Below are 19,958 nucleotides of genomic sequence, written 5' to 3' on the forward strand. Positions count from 1 at the left end.
GCTCACAGCCCCCGTTCGTCGCGCCACATCTTCCAGATGAAGCCCGAGATGAAAATCATCATGATGGCAAACAGCACCACCGCGATCGCCGCGCCGTAGCCCATGCGATAGCCGTATTCCGAGAGCGCCTGCTCATACATGTAATAAGACAGCACCCGAGACGAACCGAACGGCCCGCCCGAGGTCATGATCGACACCAGATCGAAGCTCCGAAGCGCACCGATCACCGTCACCACCAGCGCGATGAAGGTCGCGGGCCGCAATTGCGGCAGCACGACATACCACAGCATCTTGATGCCCTTGGCGCCATCAAGCCGCGCCGCCTCGATCTGATCGGGGGCGACGGAATTGAGACCGGTGAGATAGAGGATCATGCAATAGGCGATCTGCGGCCAAAGCCCGGCTGCAATGATCCCGTAGGTCACCGTGTTGGGATTGGCCAGAAGCGCGATCCCGGTCCCGTCGAGCCATTTCGTCAGCTCGAAGAACAGCCCGAAGCCCGGCGCGTAGAACCATGAGAAGATCAGGCCGACGACGACCTGAGAGATCACGAAGGGAAAGAAGAACAGCGACTTGTAGAGCCGTATCCCGCGCACACTCTGGTTAAGAAACAGCGCGATCAGCAGCCCGAACGGGATCGCCAGCATATACAGCACCAGCCAGATGATGTTGTTCTTGAGGCTGGTATAGAACGCATCGTCATCGAGCAGTTCGAGATAGTTGGAGATGCCGACCCAGACCTTCGCGCTCATCCCGTCCCATTGGTAGAACGAGATCCACATCGATTCCACGATTGGGATGATTACATAGACCAGAAACATAAGCGCGCCGGGCGCCAGAAACAGCCAAGGCGCAAGCTTGCGGCCCAGACGGCGGCGGCGCGGTGCGGGCTGGCCCGGTGCGGTCTGCACCTTCGGATAGGCAGGGGAGACGGTCATCGCCACACTCCTCGATCAGGAAAGCTGGGGAAAAGGGCGGCGCTTGGTCGAGCGCCGCCCCCATGAGATCCGCGGCGAGATCAGTTTTTATAGACCCGCTTGCGGATCTTCTCGAGCCGGTCGAGGATCTGGTCGAGATGGTCGGGATAGGCCATGAATTCCTGGAAACCTTCCATCCCGGCCTTCGCCATCTGTGCGGGCGCATCGCGGTCGAAGAACTGCGAGATACCCCCCGGCGCGGTCGACAGGATCTTGAAGCCCGCTTGCAGGTAGGGATCGTCTGCGACGGTCGAGTTCTTGTTGACCGGAAGCTGACCGAGGATGTCGTTCATCTGCGTCTGCACCTCAGGCGAGGCGACATAGGCCATGAATTTCTTCGCATCCGCGACGTTCTTGGCCCCCGAGGGGATATGCATCGACTCGGTCGGCGCTTCTTCGGCGCGCGGGATGTCAGGATTGATCTCGGGGAAGTCCATGAAGCCGAGGGTCGCGTCGGTCATGCCACCTTCTTTGAAGGTCGCAACCGCGAAATTGCCCATCACGTAGTTTGCAGCCTTGCCCTGCACGAGATTGGACGCAGCATCCTGCCAGTCGATCGCAGCGGCGTTGGACGTGGTATAGGGCAGCACTTTTTTCCACTGCGCGAAGACATCCTTGACGCGTGGGTCCGTCCACGGGATCTCGCCATTGGTGAGCTTCATATGAAACTCATAGCCGTTCTGGCGCAGGTCGAGATAGTCGAAGATCCCGGCTGCGGGCCAAAGCGCCTTGGTCCCGGTCGTCAGGCATTCAACGCCGATTGCCTTGAATTTCTTGCAGTTCTCAATGAACTGATCCCAGGTCTTGGGCACCTCGACGCCCGCTTTCTTGTAGACGTCTTTGTTGTAGTAGATGCCCCACTGATAATAGCTATAGGGCACGCCATATTCCTTGCCGTCCGAGCTGACCGCTTTAAGGGCCGAGGCGAGCTGTTCCTTGAGATTGTTGTCCGCATAGACATCCGAGATGTCCATGAACTGCCCCGATTTCACGAAGGGCAGCATGCGGTTGCCCGAATACCACGTCATCACATCCGGCGGATCAGCGCTCAGGAAGTTGCGCATCGCGGTCTTGTAGCCCTCGTGGTCGAACGTGTTCACAACGACGTGCACGTCGGGATACTTCGCCTCGAACCCTTTCACCAGCGCCTCGAAGGCCGCCTTGGGCGCCGGGTCGGACGCGTCTGTGTTGAAGGTGAGCGTGCGTTGCTCGGCAAATGCCGGAAACGCCAAGGCGCCCATCAATGCGGCTAGCGCCGTGGTTTTCAAAATATTCATTCGGTTCTCCTCCCGATTTTCTGCGCAACAAGAGACTCATTAGTTCCAATAAATGAAACCTTGTTTTACATATTGAAATCCTGCCGCGAATCTTTCATCCTGTCAACAGCTCGAGGAGGAGCCCCCATGAACGAACAGACCCCCGCCCCCACCAAAGCGGATGGCACGGTCGGTCGCACGCTGGCCGTGCTCGATCTGGTGGCGGAGTTTGCCCGCCCGGTGCGTTTTGGAGAATTGCTGCCTCGCTCGGGCCTGCCCAAGGCGACGCTCTACCGCTTCCTGCAAACGCTCACCAATCAGGGCATGCTCGCCTATGACGAGGACCGGCAATGCTACAGCCCGGGCCTCCGGCTGGTGCGGCTGGCCCACGCAGCCTGGACGCAAAGCGCGCTCGCCCCTGTGGCAGCCCCTTTCCTTGATGCGCTGTCACAGGAAACCGGCGAGACGCTGCATCTGGCCCAATTGGATCAGGGCATGGTGCTCTATGTCGATAAGCGCAACGCCGCCCGCCCCGTCGAGATGTTCTCGCAATCGGGCAAGGTGGGCCCAGCCTATTGCACCGGGGTCGGCAAGGCGATGCTCGCCCATCTGCCCGAGCCGCTTCTCAAAGCCGCCCTCGCCCGCCAAAGCTTTCACCGCTTCACCGATGCCACACTGGCCGACGAGGCCAGCCTGCGCGCCGAGCTGAGCGCGATCCGTACCCGCGGCTACGCCTGGGACAATGAAGAACACGAGCCGGGGATTCGCTGCATCGCGGCCCCCATCTTGTCGCCACAAGGCCGCATCCTTGGGGCGCTGTCGATCACCACCGGGCACAGCGAAAGCCGCGAAATGCTGCAAGGCTACGCTCCGCTGATGCTGAAGACCGCAGCAAAGATTGCAAAGGCCGCCACAGATTGGCGCTTTCCAGAACAGAAAAAGGAGGACACCCCGTGAGCGGAGTCGCATTGCACAAGATCGTCAAACGCTTTGGCGAGGCAGAGGTTATCCATGGCGTCGATCTGGCGGTCGAACCCGGAGAATTCTGTGTCTTCGTCGGCCCCTCGGGCTGTGGCAAATCCACGCTCTTGCGGATGATCGCAGGGCTGGAGGTCACGACCTCGGGGCAGATCCGGATCGGCGACAATGACGTGACGAGCGCCGAGCCTGCCGAGCGCGGCATCGCGATGGTGTTTCAGACCTACGCGCTCTACCCGCATATGACAGTGGCCGAAAACATGGGCTTCGGGCTCAAGATGAACGGCCATCCCAAGGCCGAGATCACCCAGAAGGTCCAGCGCGCCGCCGAGATCCTCAAGCTCGAACCGCTGCTGGACCGCAAACCGGCGGCCCTCTCGGGCGGTCAGCGTCAGCGCGTGGCCATCGGGCGTGCGATCACACGCGGGCCAGAGGTGTTTCTCTTCGATGAGCCACTCTCGAACCTCGATGCGGAGCTGCGCGTCGAGATGCGTGCCGAGATCGCCCGCCTGCACCGCGAAATTGGCGCCACGATGATCTACGTGACCCATGATCAGGTCGAGGCGATGACGATGGCCGACAAGATCGTCGTGCTGCGCTCGGGCCATATCGAGCAGGTCGGCGCGCCGATGGATCTTTATGACGATCCCGACAACCGCTTCGTCGCAGGCTTCATCGGCTCGCCGGCGATGAACTTTCTCAAAGGCACGGTGCGCGGCGGCAAGATCGACGTGCCGGGTCTGGGCGGCGCGGTAAGCGCCCCGGTCTCGCTGCCCTCCGAAGGCGTCGAGGTCGAAATCGGTCTGCGCCCCAACGCGCTGACCATCGTGCCCGAGGGCAATCTACGTGTCGATATGGTCGAAAACCTCGGCGGGGTCAGCTACGCGCATCTGCGCACCGCCGACGACGAGCGCCTTGTGATCGAGACCGAGAAACGCGGTGTCGCCAGCGAGGGCGGCACGGTCGGCGTCACCTTCGACCCCTCCGATCTCTATGTCTTCCGCGCCGATACCGGTGCGCGGGTGCGCGCATGAGCCTTGCCATCGGTCTCGTCGGACTGGGCGCCATCGCGCGCGCCCAGCACCTTCCGGCCATTGACGCGGTCGACGGCGTGCATCTCGCAGCCATTGCCAGCCGCAACGCCACCCTGCCCGATCTGCCCGGCTATCCCGATATCGAGAGCCTTCTGGCCGAACAGCCCGGCATCAAGGCGATCTCGCTGTGCACGCCCCCTCAGGGCCGGTTCGAACAGGCGATGGCCGTGCTGCAAGCCGACCGCCACCTGATGCTGGAAAAGCCCCCCGGCACGACCGTATGCGAAGTCGAACGGCTGCGCGACGAGGCAGCTCGGCGCGGCTTGAGCCTCTTTACCACATGGCATTCGCGCGAGGCAGCGGCGGTCGATCTGGCGCGGGACTGGCTGGCCGGACGCGAGCTGCTGACCATTCGGATCGACTGGCGCGAAGATGTGCGCAAATGGCATCCCGGCCAGACTTGGATCTGGCAGGCGGGCGGGCTCGGCGTCTTCGATCCCGGCATCAATGCGCTGTCGATCCTCACCAAGCTGCTCTCGGATGTGCCGCGCGTGCTGTGCTCCGATTTCGAGACGCCCGCGAACAGCCAGACCCCGATTGCCGCGATCCTCGAGATGGAGGCCCAAGGCGTCCCGATCACCGCGCAATTCGACTGGCGCGAAACCGGCTGCGAGCTTTGGTCGATCCATATCGAGACCACCGACGGCGCGGCGACGCTGGATCAGGGCGGCGCGCGGCTGCGCATCGGCGGGACCGTTCAACCGGTCGAGACCGCCAGCGAGTATCAGCGCCTCTATGCCCGGTTTCGCAATCTCGTGGCGCAGGGGCAGAGCGAGGTCGATCTCTCACCGCTGCGCCTTGTCGCGGATGCGTTCCTGAACGCCAAGACCCGGCCCACCGCCGCGTTCCACGAGGATATCAATGCCTGAACCCACATGCGTCATCGCTCTGCCCTCCGGCATGAGCGCCACGATCCTGCCCTTCGGCGCGACCTTGCACAGCCTGCGGGTGCCCGACCGGGCGGGCGTTGCGGGCGAAGTGCTCGTGGGGCAACCCGAGCCCGCCCAGCGCCGCGCGGCCCGTAGCTTTCACGGCGCGACCATCGGGCGGTTTGCCAACCGCATCCGCGAGGCGCGCTTCACGCTGGACGGCACGACCTATGATCTGTCCGCCAACGAGCCGCCGAACCTGCTGCATGGCGGAGCCGACGGTTTCGACCAGCGCGACTGGGAGGTGATCGCGCAAAGCGACACCGCCGTGACCCTGCGCCTGCACAGCCCCGCGGGCGATCAGGGATTTCCGGGTGCGCTCGATCTGACGGCGGAGTTCGCGCTGCACGCGCCGGGCACGCTCAGCCTGACCTACCGCGCGCGCGTCAGCGAAGCCTGCCCGGTCTCGATCACCTCGCATGGCTATTTCAACCTGAACGGCGGTGGCGACATCGCGGGCCATGAGCTGGAGATCGCAGCGCCGCATTATTTGCCCATCGACGCCCAGACCCTGCCCGCAGGCGCCCCGCAGCCGGTCGCAGGCACCGCGTTCGATTTTCGCACCCCGCGCCCGGTTCTGCGCGAGGGTGAGCCGGGCTTTGACCATTGCTTCTGCTTTGCGCCCGAAGACACGCAAGGCGACCGCGCCGTGCTCTATGATCCCACCTCCGGGCGCGAAATGCGGCTGCGCAGCAATCATCCGGGCGTGCAATTCTACACGACGCCAAGCTCGCTCTGCCTTGAGCCGCAACATTGGCCGGACGCGCCCAACCGACCGGACTTTCCCGACGCGACCCTGCGTCCGGGCGAGGACTACACCCACCGCATCGAGATGATTTTTTCCACGAGGCCGCAATGAAGATAACCGCCATCGAAACATTCGTCGTGCCCCCGCGCTGGTGCTTTGTCAAAATCTCGACGGATGAAGGGATCTCCGGCTGGGGCGAGCCCGTGCTTGAAGGGCGCGCAGCGACAGTTGCGGCCTGCGTCGAGGAGCTGTCGGATTACCTGATCGGGCGCGATCCGGGCCATATTCAGGATCACTGGACGGTCATGTATCGCGGCGGTTTCTATCGCGGCGGCGGCATCCATATGTCGGCCATTGCCGGGCTCGATCAGGCCCTGTGGGACATCAAGGGCAAGGCGCTCGGTCAGCCGGTCCACGCGCTTCTGGGCGGCCAGCAACGCGACCGCATCCGCGTCTATAGCTGGATCGGCGGCGACCGCCCCGGCGATACGGCCCGGATGGCGCGCGACTGCGGAGATCGCGGTTTCACCGCGGTCAAGATGAACGCCACCGAAGAGCTGCAATTCATCGACAGCCACGCCAAGATCGATGCTGTGCTCGCGCGCGTGCAGGCGATCCGCGAGGAGATGGGCCCCGATTTCGGCATCGGCATCGACTTTCACGGGCGCGTGCATCGCCCGATGGCAAAACAACTCGCCAAAGAGCTTGAGCCCTTCAAGCTGATGTTCATCGAAGAACCGGTGCTCAGCGAACATGCCGAGGCACTGCGCGAGATCGCCAATCACTGCGCAACGCCAATTGCGCTCGGAGAGCGACTTTATACGCGCTGGGATTTCAAAGAGATCCTCGCCGGAGGCTATGTCGATATCATCCAGCCCGATCCAAGCCATTCGGGCGGCATCACCGAGACTTTCAAGATCGCCGCGATGGCCGAGGCCCATGACGTGGCTCTCGCGCTGCATTGCCCGCTCGGGCCAATCGCCTTGGCCGCGAACCTGCAACTGGATGCCGTTTGCTACAACGCTTTCATCCAAGAGCAATCGCTGGGCATTCACTACAACAAAGGCTCGGACCTGCTCGATTATCTGATCGATCCTTCGGTCTTTGCCTATGAGGACGGCTTCGTCGCAATCCCGCAAGGACCGGGGCTTGGGATCGAAGTCAATGAAACGAAAGTGCGTCAAGCCGCAGCCGAAGGGCATCGCTGGCGCAACCCCATCTGGCGGCACGCCGATGGCAGCTTTGCGGAGTGGTAAAATGAGAACCGTCACCAAACTGAACACAGACTGGCACTTCGCAGAGGGCTTCTCGCCCGACTGGATCAACGCCCCGCTCGACGGGACGCCGGTCTGCCTGCCGCATAATGCCGTCGATATGCCGATGAGCTATTTCGACGAAACCGGATTTCAGCGCGCCTTCACCTATCAGCGCGAGATCACATGGGCGCCGGAATGGGCGGGACAGCGCGTGCGCCTGCGCTTCGATGCCGCGATGGCCGATGCGGTCGTCTGGCTCAACGGGGTCGAGCTGGTGGCGCATCGCGACGGCTACACACCCTTCACCGCCGATCTGACCGACCATCTGGTTGAGGGGTCCAACCGGGTCACCGTGAAGATTGACGGATCGGAAAACCCGCAGATCCCGCCCTTTGGCGGCCGGATCGACTATCTCACCTATGCCGGGATCTACCGCGATGTCTGGCTTGAGATCCTGCCCGAACACCACATCACCTCGATCAAGATCGAGACCCCCGATGTGCTGGCGGCGCAAAAGCAGGTAAGCGCCCGGATCGAGACCGCAACGCCCGGCCCGGTGCGCGCCGTTCTGCGCGACCCAGAAGGCACAGAGATCGCGCGGGCCGAGGGAACGGAGACGCTCGCATTCTCAGACTTGTCCGACATCACGCTCTGGACGCCCGAGACGCCTGCGCTCTACAGCCTTGAGATCACCCTGCCCGAGAGCGGCGACAGCCGCACGGAGCGCTTCGGGTTTCGCCATGTTGAGTTCACCCCCGAGGGGTTCTTCCTCAATGGCAAACGCATCGTGCTGCGCGGGTTGAACCGGCATCAGAGCTTCCCCTATTCGGGCTATGCGCAGGGCAAGCGCGCACAAGAGCGCGACGCCGAAATCCTGCGCCATGATCTGGGCTGCAACGTGGTGCGCACCTCGCATTACCCGCAAAGCCCTTGGTTCCTTGATCGCTGCGACGAGATCGGCCTGATGGTTTTTGAGGAAATCCCCGGCTGGCAGCATATCGGTGAGGCCGGTTGGAAAGACGAAAGCGTCGCCAATGTCGAGCGGATGATCCGGCGCGACTGGAACCACCCCTCGATCATCATCTGGGGCGTTCGGATCAATGAAAGCCCCGATGACGACGCCTTCTACGAGCGCACCAATGCAACGGCCCGCGCGCTCGATACGACCCGCCCGACCGGTGGCGTGCGCTGCATCACCGACAGCACGCTGCTTGAGGATGTCTACACGATGAACGATTTCATCCTCGGCGATTTCGAGCTGCCCGGATCGAACCGCCCGCGCACCGCTCTGCGCGATCAGCAAGAGGTGACGGGGCTGCCCAAACGCGTGCCCTATCTGGTCACCGAATATAACGGGCATATGTACCCCACCAAGGCCAGCGACCCCGAGCACCGTCAGGTCGAACACGTGATCCGCCATCTCGACGTGCTCAACGCCGCCCATGATCCGGATGCGGGTATTTCGGGCTGCATCGGCTGGTGCATGTTCGACTATAACACGCATAAGGATTTCGGCGCGGGCGACCGGATCTGCCATCACGGCGTGATGTCGATCTTCCGCGAGCCGAAATATGCAGCCTTCGCCTATTCGAGCCAGAAAGACCCCGCCGAGGGGATCGTGCTGGAGCCGGTCACCGCCTGGTCGCGCGGCGAGCGCAATATCGGCGGCATCCTCCCTCTGATCGTGCTGACCAATTGCGACGCGGTGGAGCTGTCTTATGACGACGTGGTCAAGCGCGTCGAACCCGACCGCGAGCGCTATCCGCACCTGCCCCATCCGCCCGTGATCATCGACCACCGTCACTTCACCAAGGACGAGCTGGGGAGCTGGGGCGCAAGCTGGCGCGACGGCAAGATCACCGGCTATCGCGATGGCAAGAAGGTGGCCGAGCGGCACTTCCCGGCCAATCCCCTTCTCGCACGGCTGGAGGTTGTCGCCGATGACGCCTCCATGCCCGCAAGCCCGGATGAGGAGGTCCGCGTGATGATCCGGGCGCGCGATCAATCGGGCAACAAGCTGCCTTTCCTCAATGAGCCGGTGCAGCTGGACCTCGACGGCCCCGCCACCCTGATCGGCCCCGATTGCGTGCCGCTTACAGGCGGGGCGACGGGCTGCTGGCTGCGCCTGTCGGGCACGCCCGGCACCGTGCGCCTGACAGCCCGGCTGCGCGATCTGAGCGAGACGGCAGAGATTACGGTCGGCGGGGCTTAACCGCCCCGCTGCGTCGATGTCCGCGCAACCACCTCGAAGCCGAGATCCAAAACCGGCTCCGAGGCGGGGGCCTTTTCAGCCAGAGCATCGAGGATCATCTGAATCGCGCCCTCGCCCATCTCGCGGCGGAAGGTCCGCACCGAGGTGAGCGCGGGCTCGGCGGCCCCCATCATCTCCATGTCGTTGAACCCGCAGATCCCAAGGCTTTCCGGGACACGAAGGTTGCGCCGCTGCGCCTCGAACATCGCCCCCAGCGCAAGATCGTCATTGATGCAAAACACCGCATCGGTCTCGGGCGCGACGCTCAGCAGCTCGCCCAGAAGATAGCTGCCCAGCGTCACCGAGGAGGGGCGCGTCGTGGTATGCACGCGCCGCCCCTCCTCGAGCCCCTGCGCACGCAACTCGTCGCGAAACCCGTGCAACCGGCGCTGCGTGCGCGGATCCATCCGCGCGCCAAGGAAACCCGGCGCGCGGTACCCCTGCGCGATCAAATGCGCGGTGGCCACGCGCGCCGCATCATAATGCGAAAACCCGATCATCCGGTCATAGGGCTCGGGCCCGGTCTCCATGATCTGCACCACCGGGCAATTGGCCTGCCCCAGCAGCGTCTTCGTGGCATCGGTCTGATCAATGCCCGTGACGACGATCCCCGCCGGGCGCTGACGCAAAAACAGCTTTGTGAGGTTTTCCTCGGACAGGGGCGAATAGCGCGAATAGCCAAGCTGTACCGAATAGCGCGTGCCCTCGGCTGCCGCGTAGATCCCGTCCATCACATCGGCGAACACATTGTTGGAGACCGAGGGCAAAATCACCGCGATCAGATCCGAACGGGTCGAGGCAAGCGCGCGGGCCGCTGGGTCCGGCAGATAGCCCAGCGTGTCGATCGCTGCGGCGATTCGCGCCCGAACGGCGGGCGACACTTGCTCGGGATTGCGCAGCGCGCGCGACACTGTGGCAACGCTTACACCGACATGATCGGCCACGTCTCGCATCTTTATAGACTTGTTTTCATTATCATTAGCCATAGTCCCGCCCCCTAAACAGCCAACATTCGCACTTCGATCATTGACGAATGTAACCGCTTTCATTACTCACTCTTCGTCAGGAAACACGGCCAACCGCGAGAAGGCAAGATGACAGATCCGCTCCCTGCGCGCCCGACACCGATCCTCGTGATGGGTGTGTGCGGCACCGGCAAGACCACCGTCGCGCAGCGCGTGGCGCAGGGCATGGGCGGGTATTTCCTCGATGCCGATGATTTTCATCCGCGCGAGAATGTCGAGCGGATGGCTGCGGGGCAGCCGCTCAATGACGAGATGCGCCATGACTGGCTGGAGCATGTCGCGGCGGGCGTGATCCGGGCGCAGGCGGAATGTGAAGGGCCGGTGACGCTGGCCTGCTCGGCGCTCAAGCGGCGCTATCGCGACCGGCTGCGCCACGGCATCGGAGCGCTGCATCTCGCCTATCTCCGCGGGAACCGTGCGTTGATCGCCGAGCGCATGTCGGGCCGCATCGATCACTACATGCCGATTGAGCTGCTCGACAGCCAGTTGGCCGATCTCGAACCACCGGGGCCAGAGGAAACCCCGTTGATCTGCGACATAGTCCAGCCCCCCGAGGTGCTGGCCGCGCAGATCCAAGCCGCGTGGGGATCAACCCCGCAAGACTGACTTCGTCGACAATGGGAGGAACCAATGACGAAACCGATCCAACAACTCGCCTTCGTGACGCTGGCGACGCTGGCACTGGCCGGCACGGCTCAGGCGCAGACGCATAAATACAAATTCCAATCGTCCGATCCTGCGGGCAACCCGAACTTCATCTTGCAGCAGGACTGGGCCAAGGATCTCGCCAAGCGCACCGACAACCAGATCCAGATCGAAATGATGCCGGTGGGCTCGGTCGTCGAGCATAACGAGACGCTTGATGCAGCCGGTGCAGGTATCATCGACGGCATCGTGACGGATATCTCGTATTTCGCGGGCAAAGACCCGGCCTTCTCGCTGCTGGGCAACCCGGTGGGCGCATGGTCGAGCCCCGATCAGCTGCTCGATTTCATGAACAATGGCGGCGGTCAGAAAGTGGCCAATGACCTGTTCGAACCCTATGGCGTGCATTACGTCGGCTCGACCACGACGGGGCTTGAGGCGCTGGTCTCCAAGGTGCCGCTGGACGGTGTGGCCGATCTCAAGGGCCTCAAGATCCGCGCGCCCGAGGGGCTGGTGCAGGACGTGTTTGCCGCGGCAGGCGCGGCCCCCGTGAACCTGCCCGGTTCCGAGGTCTATACCGCGCTCGACAAGGGCGTGATCGATGCCGCCGATTACACGGTCTTCTCGACCAATCAGGCGCAGGGCCTCAACGATATCGCGCCCAACCCGGTCTATCCCGGCTTCCACTCGATGCCGCTGGTGGGTGTTGCGATGAACAAGAAGGAATGGGACAGCCTTTCGCCCGAGCTGCAAAAAGCCTTTGAAGACTCGGTGAAAAGCTTTGCCACAACCGAGGTGAACGATCTCGCCGCAGCCGATAAGAAAGCGGTCGCGGAGGCCGAGGCCGGTGGCAAGATCCATATCCACGACTGGTCCGCCGAAGAGCGCGCCAAGTTCCGCCGCATCGCGACCCCGCAGTGGAAGAAAGTGGCCGAGAAGTCGCAAAACGCCCAGCAGGTCTATGACGTTCTGACGACCTATCTCAAGCAGAACAACCTGCTCTGATCGCACCCGTAGGCCGGGACGCCGTTTCGCGCGCCCGGCCCGCCCTACCCTCATTTTTCCAAGTGGTGCCCCATGACCGAGCCCCATTCCGATCCCGATATGCCCGCCACCGCCACAGAGGCCACGCCCGAGCGGCGAGAGCATGGCGCGATTGCCGAGACCGGCCTTCTGGGCCGCGCAATCGACGCCGTGGGCGTAATCTTCGCGCTCGGGATCATTGCCTCGGCGCTGATCCTGCTCAACGAGGTGGTGCTGCGCTACGGTTTCGACAGCCCCACGATCTGGGCGCATGAAACCACGATCTTTCTTTGCGCAATGGCTTTCGTCTATGGCGGTCTCTATTGCGTTGTGCGCAACAGCCATATCCGGGTCGTGCTGATCTATGACATGGTCACCGGACGCGCCAAACGTATCCTCGACGCGGTAATCTCGCTGATCTGCCTGTTTGCAGCGGCCTTCTTTGCATGGGCGGCTTACGGCATGGTCATGAAGGCGGTGTTTCGTCCCGGCGGCGAGATCCACTTCGAGACCTCGGGCAGCGCGTGGGATCCGCCCTTCCCGGCCTGGCTCAAGATTTTCCTCTTCACCGTGCTCTGCCTGATGGTCGTGCAATTCATCATCATGGCCGTGAACTACCTGCGCGGCGCGTTCAAAGGGGATGCGCAATGATCGATCATCTGCTGCATTTCGATCTCTCTGCGCTCGGCATCGGCTATGGCACGATCTTGCTGTTCGCGCTGCTGATCGCGCTGTTGCTGACCGGGATTCCGCTGGCCTTCGTCACGCTTCTCGTGGCGCTGATCTTCGCGCTCGGCTGGTTCGGACCGATGGCGGTGCCACTGATCACGTCCCGCGTCTATTCCTTCGTTTCAAGCTTCGTCTTCGTCTCGGTCCCGATGTTCGTTATGATGGCGGCGCTACTCGACCGCTCCGGCATCGCGCGCGATCTCTTCGAGGCGATGAAACTTGTGGGTGGTCGGATGCGCGGCGCAGTCGCGGTGCAGACGATCTTCGTGTCGGTGATCCTTGCTGCGATGTCGGGCATCATCGGCGGTGAAATCGTACTTCTGGGTCTGCTCGCGCTGCCGCAGATGATCCGGCAGGGCTATGACCGCAAGCTCGCCATCGGCGTGATCTGTGCGGGCGGCTCGCTGGGCACGATGGTGCCCCCCTCGATCGTTCTGATCATCTACGGGCTGACCGCCAATGTTTCCATCGGCGATCTGTTCACCTCGGCCTTCATTCCGGGCTTCATGCTGGCCGCGTTCTACGTGCTCTACGTGATCATCCGGGTCAAGCTGAACCCCGAGCTCGCCCCCGTCCCCGAGCCCGATGACCGCCCGTGGTCGGAAAAGCTCAAGCTGCTCAAGGGGATCGTACTGCCGGTGCTGGTGATCGGCTTCGTGTTGGGCTCGATCTATGGCGGGATCGCATCGGTGACCGAGGCCTCGGCGCTGGGTGTGGCGGGCGTCATGCTCTCGACGCTGATCCGGGGCGAGCTGACGCTTTCGATGCTCAAAGGGGCGGCGCTGCAAACGCTGGGCACCTGCGGGATGATTGTGTGGATCGGCATCGGGGCCTCGGCGCTGGTGGGCGTGTTCAACCTGATGGGCGGCATCGATTTCGTCTCCGGCCTGCTCATGGGCGTGTCCGACACCCCGATCGTCGTGATCCTGACGATGATGGCGATCCTGTTCTTCCTCGGGATGTTTCTCGACTGGGTCGGCATCGCGCTGCTGACGATGCCGATCTTCGTGCCAATCGTGAAGGATCTCGGCTATGATCCGGTCTGGTTCGGCGTCGTCTTCGCGATGAACATGCAGGTGAGCTTTCTCTCGCCTCCCTTCGGACCGGCGGCCTTCTACCTCAAATCAGTGGCCCCAAAGGATATCTCGCTCGGAGAGATCTTCCGCTCGCTGCTGCCCTTCATCTGCATCCAGATCGTGGCGGTGGGCTTGCTGGTGGCGTTCCCAGCGATCACCGGGCACTGACCCAAACGCACCCCGCCCCCGTTTGAGATCGGGGGCGGGGCGAAATACTCAAAACGCCTGCCGGTACAGCTCAAGCGCATCGGCCTCGGTCACCTCGACCGGATTGTTGACCAAAAGCCGCGATTGCTTCATCGCATCGCGCGCGAGCATCGACAGGCTGTTATCCGTCACATCGACATCGCGCAGCCGACGCGGCGCACCGCTTTGATCCATCAGCTGTTCCATATGGGCGACAAAGGCCTCAGAGCGCGCCTCGGCATCGCCGGTGCCCGCCACGCCCATCACATCGGCCAGCTCGGCATAAAGCGGCGCTGCGACCTTGGCATTGTAGCGCAGCACCGGGCCCAACATCAGCGCATTGGTGAGCCCGTGCGGCAGGTGGTAATGCCCACCCAGCGGATAGGCCAGCGCATGCACGGCCGCCACCGGCGCATTGGCAAAGGCCTGCCCTGCGAGGGTCGCGCCCAGCAACATCTGCTCGCGCGCTTGGCGATCGCTGCCGTCCTTGCACGCGGCCAGCAGACTGCCGCCCAGAAGCCGCAGCGCCTCACGGGCCAATGCATCCGAGAGCGGGTTCTTCTTATGCTTGGAGGTATAGGCCTCAATGGCATGGACCATCGCATCAATGCCCGTGGCTGCCGTGTGGATCTGCGGCAGGCCAACGGTCAAAGCGGCATCAAGCAGCACGAAATCCGCGAAAAGCTGGGGCGAGACGACGCCCATTTTGGTGGTCTCGCCGGTCGTGATGATCGAGATATTGGTAACCTCGGAGCCGGTCCCCGCGGTCGTCGGGATCAGCGCCAGCGGCACGCGCGCGCCCGTCACATTGCCGATCCCGTACATCTCGCTCAGATCCTGATCCGAGCCGATTGTCACCGCCACCAGCTTGGCGATATCGAGTGACGAACCGCCCCCCAGACCGACCACGATGTCGACCTTCTTGGCGCGGGCCGCCTCGGTGCAGCCGCGCACGATGGACTCGGGAGGATCGGCCACCACCTCGTCAAAGAGCGTCACCGCAAAGCCCGCCTTAGCGAGTGCCGCCTCGACCGGGGCGATCAGCCCGGCCTCGATCAAGCCGCGATCCGTCACCAGCAGCAGATTGCGCGCGGCAAACCGACCGGCCAGCAACTCCCCCAACCTGCGCGCCCCGTCCCATTCCAGATGGATATCGGGCACCGTGGTAAAACTGAAAGGCGTAAGCGTCATAGGATCCTCCTCATCCAAAGAGCTGCGTCATCCGGGCGGCTGGCACCTCGGAGCAATTCAAGCCGGCGTCATTTGCCGCGCGCGGACCTTGCGGCTAGCGGCCGCCAGCATAAGCGAGGCCACGATACACCATACAGCCATTCCCAACATCTGTTGCGGCAACGGCACGCCCATATCGATCAGCACCCCCGTGAGGCCCGGCCCAATCGCGGTCGAGAGCACCATCGCGGCCACAATGATCGCGCGGATCCCGCCGAGATTCTTGGTGCCGTAAACCTCGGGCCAGAGCGCGCCCATCAGCGTGCCGGTAAAGCCGTTGCTGACACCCAGCAACAACATGAAAACATAGACGCCCCAGACCGGCGTCACCAGCGCCACACAGAGCGAGGCGAGCATCAGCGGCCCCAGAAAGAACGGCAACAGCCGCAGCGCGCCGAAGCGGTCAATCAGCCAGCCGCAGACAAAGCCAAACAGCACCGTCGCGGCCGACATCACCGGGAAGGCCCCAGCGAAGGCCAGCGGAGAATAGCCCCGCAGCTCTGTCAGATAGCCTTGGTGAAAGAAGATCACCGTGCCGATGAAGGGCGGCGCCAGAAGCCCGACCAGCAGCATGTAAAGCACCGGATCGCGCAGCACCTCGGCGCGGGTCCAGTCGCGCGTCGCATGATCCTCTTGCGACTTGACCTCAGTCGCATTGGGCACCCGCTCGACCCGCATCAAGGTTGCGATCAGCGGCAGCCCCACCAGCATGATCACCGCCGCCGACAGCCACCAGCCGACATGCCACGTGCCGCTCCAACCCGCGATAAGCACCACCAGAACCGGCAGCACCGCCGAGCCCGCAGGCTGGCCCGGTACGACCAGCGACATCGCAAGTCCGCGGCTGGCGACGAACCAGCGCCCGATCTCGGTGAAGGCGATTTCCGTCATCATCCCCTGCCCGAACAGCCGCAGCAGATAAAGCGCGATGGCCAGCGTCGCCACATTGGGCGCCAGCGTCATCGCAACGCAGGCCAGCGCCAGCATCGGCATGCTGAAACACACGACCTTCCAACCCGGCATCAGATCCAGCGTGCGCCCCAGAAACGGCAAGCTCGCCGCACTCGCAAGGGTCGCGGCCATGTAGAGCGCGCCGAACTCCCCGCCTGACAGATCGAAGGTCGCGCGCAGGTCATTTCCCGCAAGGCCAATGAAAAACGTCTGCCCGAACGAGGAAAACAACGTCAGTAGAAACCCGGCGGAAAGCCAGCGCGCATTGTCGCGGATAAAGACCAGCAAAGGCGTGAAAGGCAAAGGCATGCCGCAGGTTAGAGCCGATGGCCGGAAGCTTGGCAAGGGGGCGGTGGGCGAGGCCTCGCCCGGCCTGCGCAGCCGCCTCGCGCTTTGCCCTTGAAGCGGGGCGCGAAAATGCGTAGCTGCGCAGCCTTTCGACCCTGACGAGGCAGCCCCCATGACCGCCCCCACGCTCGCCCCCATACTCGCCATCGACTTTGGTACCTCGAATTCCGCAGCCGCCATCCTTGAGAATGGCGCAGTTCGCCACATCCCCATCGAGGCCGAGGCCCAGACCCTGCCCACGGCGGTCTTCTTTCCGACCGACGAGAGCTCGATGCTGATCGGCACAGCCGCAGCCGAAGCGCTGCTGGAAGGCGACGAGGGGCGCTATATGCGGGCGCTCAAAAGCGTGCTGGGCGCGCCCTTGCTGCATGAAAAGCGGCTGATCGGCGGCAAGCGGCGCACGCTCTCAGCAATCGTGACGGAATTCCTGACCGTCCTGCGCAAGCGCGCCGAGGCCCAGACCGACCACCGCTTTACCCGCGCGCTTTCGGGCCGCCCGGTGCATTTCCACAGCCACGACCCGGACCGCGACGCACAGGCCGAGGCCGATCTGCGCGCCTGCTATCTGGCCGCAGGGTTCGAGAGCGTGGAGTTCCTGTTCGAGCCCGAGGCCGCAGCCCTCAGCGCGCGCGCGCATGGGATGACCGGCGAGACCGGGCTGATCGTCGATATCGGCGGCGGCACCTCGGATTTCACGGTCTTTCGGCGCGGGCCGTCGCGGATCGAAGTGCTGGCCAGCCACGGGATCCGGCTGGGCGGGACCGATTTCGATCAGGCCGTCTCGATGGCGCATGTAATGCCGCATCTGGGCCATGGCGGCACGCTGACGCGCACACTGGGTGAGGGGCTGCTCCCGGTGCCCAACGCGATCTATGTCGAGCTGTCGACCTGGGCGAAGATCCCGTTTCTCTACAGCCGCGAGACCGAGCGAGCGGTGGAGGACATGCAAAAACACGCCACCGACCGGCCCGCGATGACGCGGCTGCGTAAGGTGATCGAGGCGCAGCTTGGCCACGAGCTGGCCTTTTCGGTCGAGCGCGGCAAGATCGCGGCCAATTCCGGCACCGGCGCTGCGATTGATATGGGATTCATCGCGCAAGACCTGAACGCCGCGATCACGCCCGAGAGCCTTGATGCCGCGCTGTCGGGTTATCGCGGCGATCTGCGGGGGGCAATGACCGAGACACTGCAGATGGCGGGGCTGGACGCGGCGCAGATCGACGCGGTGATCCTCGTTGGCGGCTCAAGCCTGATGGGGCTGGTCGCGCAGGAGGCGCAGGCGCTGTGTCCGCATGCAGCCCTTGAGCGCTCCGATGCCTTCACCGCCGTGGTCGACGGGCTGGCGCTGGCCACCGCGCCTCATTAGGTAGATTTGCGCGGCCCACCCCGCTACATCTGAGGTCCGAACCGCCCGGAGGACCGATGCGCGAAGCCGATCTTTACCCCGCCGTGAAAGCCTATCTCGAAGCGCAGGGCTACGAGGTGAAAGCCGAAATCGGTGCCTGTGACGTGATGGCCCAGCGCGGCGCAGAGCCGCCCCTCGTGGTCGAGCTAAAGACCAGCTTTTCGCTGGCACTAATCTTTCAGGGCATCGCGCGCCAGACCCTCAGCGATCACGTCTATCTTGCCGTGCCGGTCTCGTCCGAGCGGGGCTGGAAGCTGCGCTACCGCGACATCACCCGGCTCTGCCGCAGGCTCGGGCTGGGGCTGCTTGCCGTCGATGTGGACGCGGACAAGGTCGAGGCGCATCTCGATCCGGGCGATTACACCCCGCGCAAGAACACAAAGGCGGTCGGTCGTCTGCTGCGCGAATTCGAGCGCCGCGTGGGCGATCCCAATGTGGGCGGCACCACGGGCGTTTTGCGCATGACTGCCTATCGGCAGGATGCGCTGCGCTGCGCGGCCTATCTGCAGGCGCAAGGCCCCTCAAAACCCTCAGCTCTCGCCAAAGCCCTCGGGATTGCGCGGGCCGGTCCGCTGATGCGCGACGATCACTACGGCTGGTTCGATCATCCCGCACGCGGACTTTATGCGCTTTCTCCCAAGGGCCACGAGGCGCTGTGCGCCCATGCCGACGAAATCGCCACGCTCCAAGGCGCAGAGCCTAGTTCAGCTCCAGATCGCTGAGCGCGGCCTGCACGCGGCTATCGGTATCATCGCTATCCGAAGAGAGCGCGAGCCCGACCAGCGTGGTTTTGCGCTCGCCAAAGGCGCGCTGATAGTCGGCGGCCAGATCGACGCTCTCGCGATGCGCCCCTGTGCCCGCCTTGCGCAAGATCACCGTGCGCCCCCGCGCGCCCAGATAGGGCGTGGGCAGAACCGCTCCGCGCGCATGTTCGCCGCCCCAGACATACATCAAGACCCGCGCCTCCTTGATCCCAAGCAGCTTGCGGATGCTGGCGCCGCGATTGGCCTCTGCCACCGCCTGCGGCATGAACACGAAATAGACCGAGAGGTCGCGATCATCTCCGCCCTTGCGGGTCAGATCCGTGGCAGGCACCGATTGCGACACCCGCCAGTCCCAGCTTGCGCGCGTGGCCTGTCCTTGCGCGGGCGGCACGCGGGTCCAGATCAGCGACACCGCGCTTTGTGAGCGAACCTGCACACCGCGCGCAGATTGTGACCAGTCATTGCTGGAAAACAGCGAAAAGCGCTGCTCCTTCCAGTTTCCGAACGGCACGGCGGCGGCCAGCGTCGGCACCAGCACAAGCGCAAGAACTGCAAGACCCGTTTTCATGAAACTCTCCCTGATGGCCTGTGAGAGCTACGCAATCGCGCGGCGGATCGATCACTTTGGCCCGCCCCTCACTCCACGACAGGGGCCAGCAACAGGCAGCTTTCGCTATTGGTCACGCCCGGGATTTCGCGGATCTCACGCAGGGCCCGGTCGAAATTGGCCAGCGTATCGGTATGGATCTCGGCCACCAGATCCCAGTTGCCATTCGTCGCATAAACGGTCGAGACATCCGCGATCCGGTGCAGCGCCCGGATCACCGCGCGCGACATCCGGCCCTGCAACTGCACCAGAGTGATCGCGCGCACCTGCCCCTCGGCATCCACATCGGTCTCAATCGTAAAGCGCCGGATCCGCCCGGTATCCATCAGGCGCTGCAAATGCTGCCGCGCGGTCGTGCGCGACACACCAAGCCTGTGGGCAAGATCCGTCACGCTCAGCCGCGCATCTTGGCGCAGCGCCGCGATCAGGGCGCGATCTATCGGGTCGGGACGGTCTGTCATTGGCCACCTTGCGCAGAGA

The 19,958-nt window shown here is 63.6% G+C and carries 19 protein-coding genes; 12 read left to right on the plus strand and 7 right to left on the minus strand.

Going from position 1 to position 19,958, the window contains the following annotated elements; all coding sequences use genetic code 11:
• Positions 1 to 2: 2 nt before the first annotated feature.
• Together DL1_RS05995 and DL1_RS06000 are read right to left on the minus strand one after the other, a co-directional pair.
• Positions 3 to 938 (minus strand): carbohydrate ABC transporter permease, encoded by a 936-nt coding sequence (locus DL1_RS05995; protein ID WP_081856265.1) that lies wholly within the window; start codon positions 936 to 938, stop codon positions 3 to 5.
• Between the two features lie 80 nt (positions 939 to 1,018).
• The gene (locus DL1_RS06000) at positions 1,019 to 2,254 is read right to left on the minus strand and encodes an ABC transporter substrate-binding protein (protein ID WP_038063816.1); all 1,236 of its coding nucleotides are present in this window, start codon (positions 2,252 to 2,254) and stop codon (positions 1,019 to 1,021) included.
• 126 nt (positions 2,255 to 2,380) lie between these two features.
• On the opposite strand from DL1_RS06000, the gene DL1_RS06005 reads away from it, so the two are divergent.
• From DL1_RS06005 to DL1_RS06030, 6 genes are read left to right on the plus strand one after another with little or no spacing between them, the layout of a single operon-like run.
• On the plus strand, positions 2,381 to 3,190 hold the full coding sequence (locus DL1_RS06005) for an IclR family transcriptional regulator (RefSeq protein WP_038063817.1): 810 nt from the start codon (positions 2,381 to 2,383) through the stop codon (positions 3,188 to 3,190).
• On the plus strand, positions 3,187 to 4,245 hold the full coding sequence (locus tag DL1_RS06010) for an ABC transporter ATP-binding protein (protein ID WP_038063820.1): 1,059 nt from the start codon (positions 3,187 to 3,189) through the stop codon (positions 4,243 to 4,245). Before DL1_RS06005 ends, DL1_RS06010 begins: the two co-directional genes overlap by 4 nt.
• On the plus strand, positions 4,242 to 5,174 hold the full coding sequence (locus tag DL1_RS06015) for a Gfo/Idh/MocA family protein (protein ID WP_038063822.1): 933 nt from the start codon (positions 4,242 to 4,244) through the stop codon (positions 5,172 to 5,174). The genes DL1_RS06010 and DL1_RS06015 overlap by 4 nt, the downstream gene beginning before the upstream one ends.
• On the plus strand, positions 5,167 to 6,093 hold the full coding sequence (locus DL1_RS06020; protein ID WP_051693362.1) for an aldose epimerase family protein: 927 nt from the start codon (positions 5,167 to 5,169) through the stop codon (positions 6,091 to 6,093). The genes DL1_RS06015 and DL1_RS06020 overlap by 8 nt, the downstream gene beginning before the upstream one ends.
• On the plus strand, positions 6,090 to 7,238 hold the full coding sequence (dgoD, locus tag DL1_RS06025; protein ID WP_038063824.1) for a galactonate dehydratase: 1,149 nt from the start codon (positions 6,090 to 6,092) through the stop codon (positions 7,236 to 7,238). The genes DL1_RS06020 and dgoD overlap by 4 nt, the downstream gene beginning before the upstream one ends.
• Before the next feature lies 1 nt (position 7,239).
• The gene (locus DL1_RS06030) at positions 7,240 to 9,450 is read left to right on the plus strand and encodes a glycoside hydrolase family 2 protein (RefSeq protein ID WP_038063825.1); all 2,211 of its coding nucleotides are present in this window, start codon (positions 7,240 to 7,242) and stop codon (positions 9,448 to 9,450) included.
• On the opposite strand, the gene DL1_RS06035 is transcribed toward DL1_RS06030, so the two are convergent.
• Entirely contained in the window at positions 9,447 to 10,475 is a 1,029-nt protein-coding gene (locus tag DL1_RS06035) for a LacI family DNA-binding transcriptional regulator (protein ID WP_038063826.1), read from the minus strand. The genes DL1_RS06030 and DL1_RS06035 overlap by 4 nt on opposite strands.
• A gap of 108 nt (positions 10,476 to 10,583) precedes the next feature.
• Between DL1_RS06035 and DL1_RS06040 the strand changes: the two genes are divergently transcribed.
• From DL1_RS06040 to DL1_RS06055, 4 genes are all read left to right on the plus strand, one after another.
• Complete coding sequence (locus tag DL1_RS06040; protein ID WP_038063827.1) at positions 10,584 to 11,120, plus strand: gluconokinase; 537 nt, start codon at positions 10,584 to 10,586, stop codon at positions 11,118 to 11,120.
• A gap of 24 nt (positions 11,121 to 11,144) precedes the next feature.
• A complete protein-coding gene (locus DL1_RS06045; protein ID WP_038063830.1) occupies positions 11,145 to 12,164 on the plus strand; it encodes a TRAP transporter substrate-binding protein in 1,020 nt (339 codons plus the stop codon).
• Positions 12,165 to 12,236: 72 nt separating this feature from the next.
• The gene (locus DL1_RS06050; RefSeq protein ID WP_038063832.1) at positions 12,237 to 12,833 is read left to right on the plus strand and encodes a TRAP transporter small permease subunit; all 597 of its coding nucleotides are present in this window, start codon (positions 12,237 to 12,239) and stop codon (positions 12,831 to 12,833) included.
• Complete coding sequence (locus DL1_RS06055; protein ID WP_038063833.1) at positions 12,830 to 14,155, plus strand: TRAP transporter large permease; 1,326 nt, start codon at positions 12,830 to 12,832, stop codon at positions 14,153 to 14,155. The genes DL1_RS06050 and DL1_RS06055 overlap by 4 nt, the downstream gene beginning before the upstream one ends.
• Positions 14,156 to 14,203: 48 nt before the next feature.
• Here DL1_RS06055 and DL1_RS06060 read toward each other — a convergent pair whose 3' ends face one another.
• Positions 14,204 to 15,364: an iron-containing alcohol dehydrogenase gene (locus DL1_RS06060; protein ID WP_038063835.1), complete on the minus strand. Its 1,161-nt coding sequence runs from the start codon at positions 15,362 to 15,364 to the stop codon at positions 14,204 to 14,206.
• Positions 15,365 to 15,421: 57 nt separating this feature from the next.
• Positions 15,422 to 16,663 carry an MFS transporter gene (locus DL1_RS06065; RefSeq protein ID WP_038063839.1) on the minus strand — a complete coding sequence of 414 codons (1,242 nt, stop codon included), beginning with the start codon at positions 16,661 to 16,663 and terminating at the stop codon, positions 15,422 to 15,424.
• Positions 16,664 to 16,814: 151 nt separating this feature from the next.
• On the opposite strand from DL1_RS06065, the gene DL1_RS06070 reads away from it, so the two are divergent.
• A complete protein-coding gene (locus DL1_RS06070) occupies positions 16,815 to 18,068 on the plus strand; it encodes an Hsp70 family protein (protein WP_038063840.1) in 1,254 nt (417 codons plus the stop codon).
• A 56-nt stretch (positions 18,069 to 18,124) separates the two neighbouring features.
• Positions 18,125 to 18,829, plus strand: coding sequence for a DUF2161 domain-containing phosphodiesterase (locus DL1_RS06075; protein WP_038063842.1), 705 nt, complete (start codon positions 18,125 to 18,127; stop codon positions 18,827 to 18,829).
• On the opposite strand, the gene DL1_RS06080 is transcribed toward DL1_RS06075, so the two are convergent.
• Positions 18,807 to 19,439, minus strand: coding sequence for a DUF3047 domain-containing protein (locus DL1_RS06080; RefSeq protein ID WP_038063844.1), 633 nt, complete (start codon positions 19,437 to 19,439; stop codon positions 18,807 to 18,809). The genes DL1_RS06075 and DL1_RS06080 overlap by 23 nt on opposite strands.
• 68 nt (positions 19,440 to 19,507) lie before the next feature.
• Positions 19,508 to 19,939 carry an Lrp/AsnC family transcriptional regulator gene (locus DL1_RS06085; RefSeq protein ID WP_038063846.1) on the minus strand — a complete coding sequence of 144 codons (432 nt, stop codon included), beginning with the start codon at positions 19,937 to 19,939 and terminating at the stop codon, positions 19,508 to 19,510.
• Between the last annotated feature and the right edge of the window lie 19 nt (positions 19,940 to 19,958).

This window comes from Thioclava dalianensis (assembly GCF_000715505.1).
Taxonomy (GTDB): domain Bacteria; phylum Pseudomonadota; class Alphaproteobacteria; order Rhodobacterales; family Rhodobacteraceae; genus Thioclava; species Thioclava dalianensis.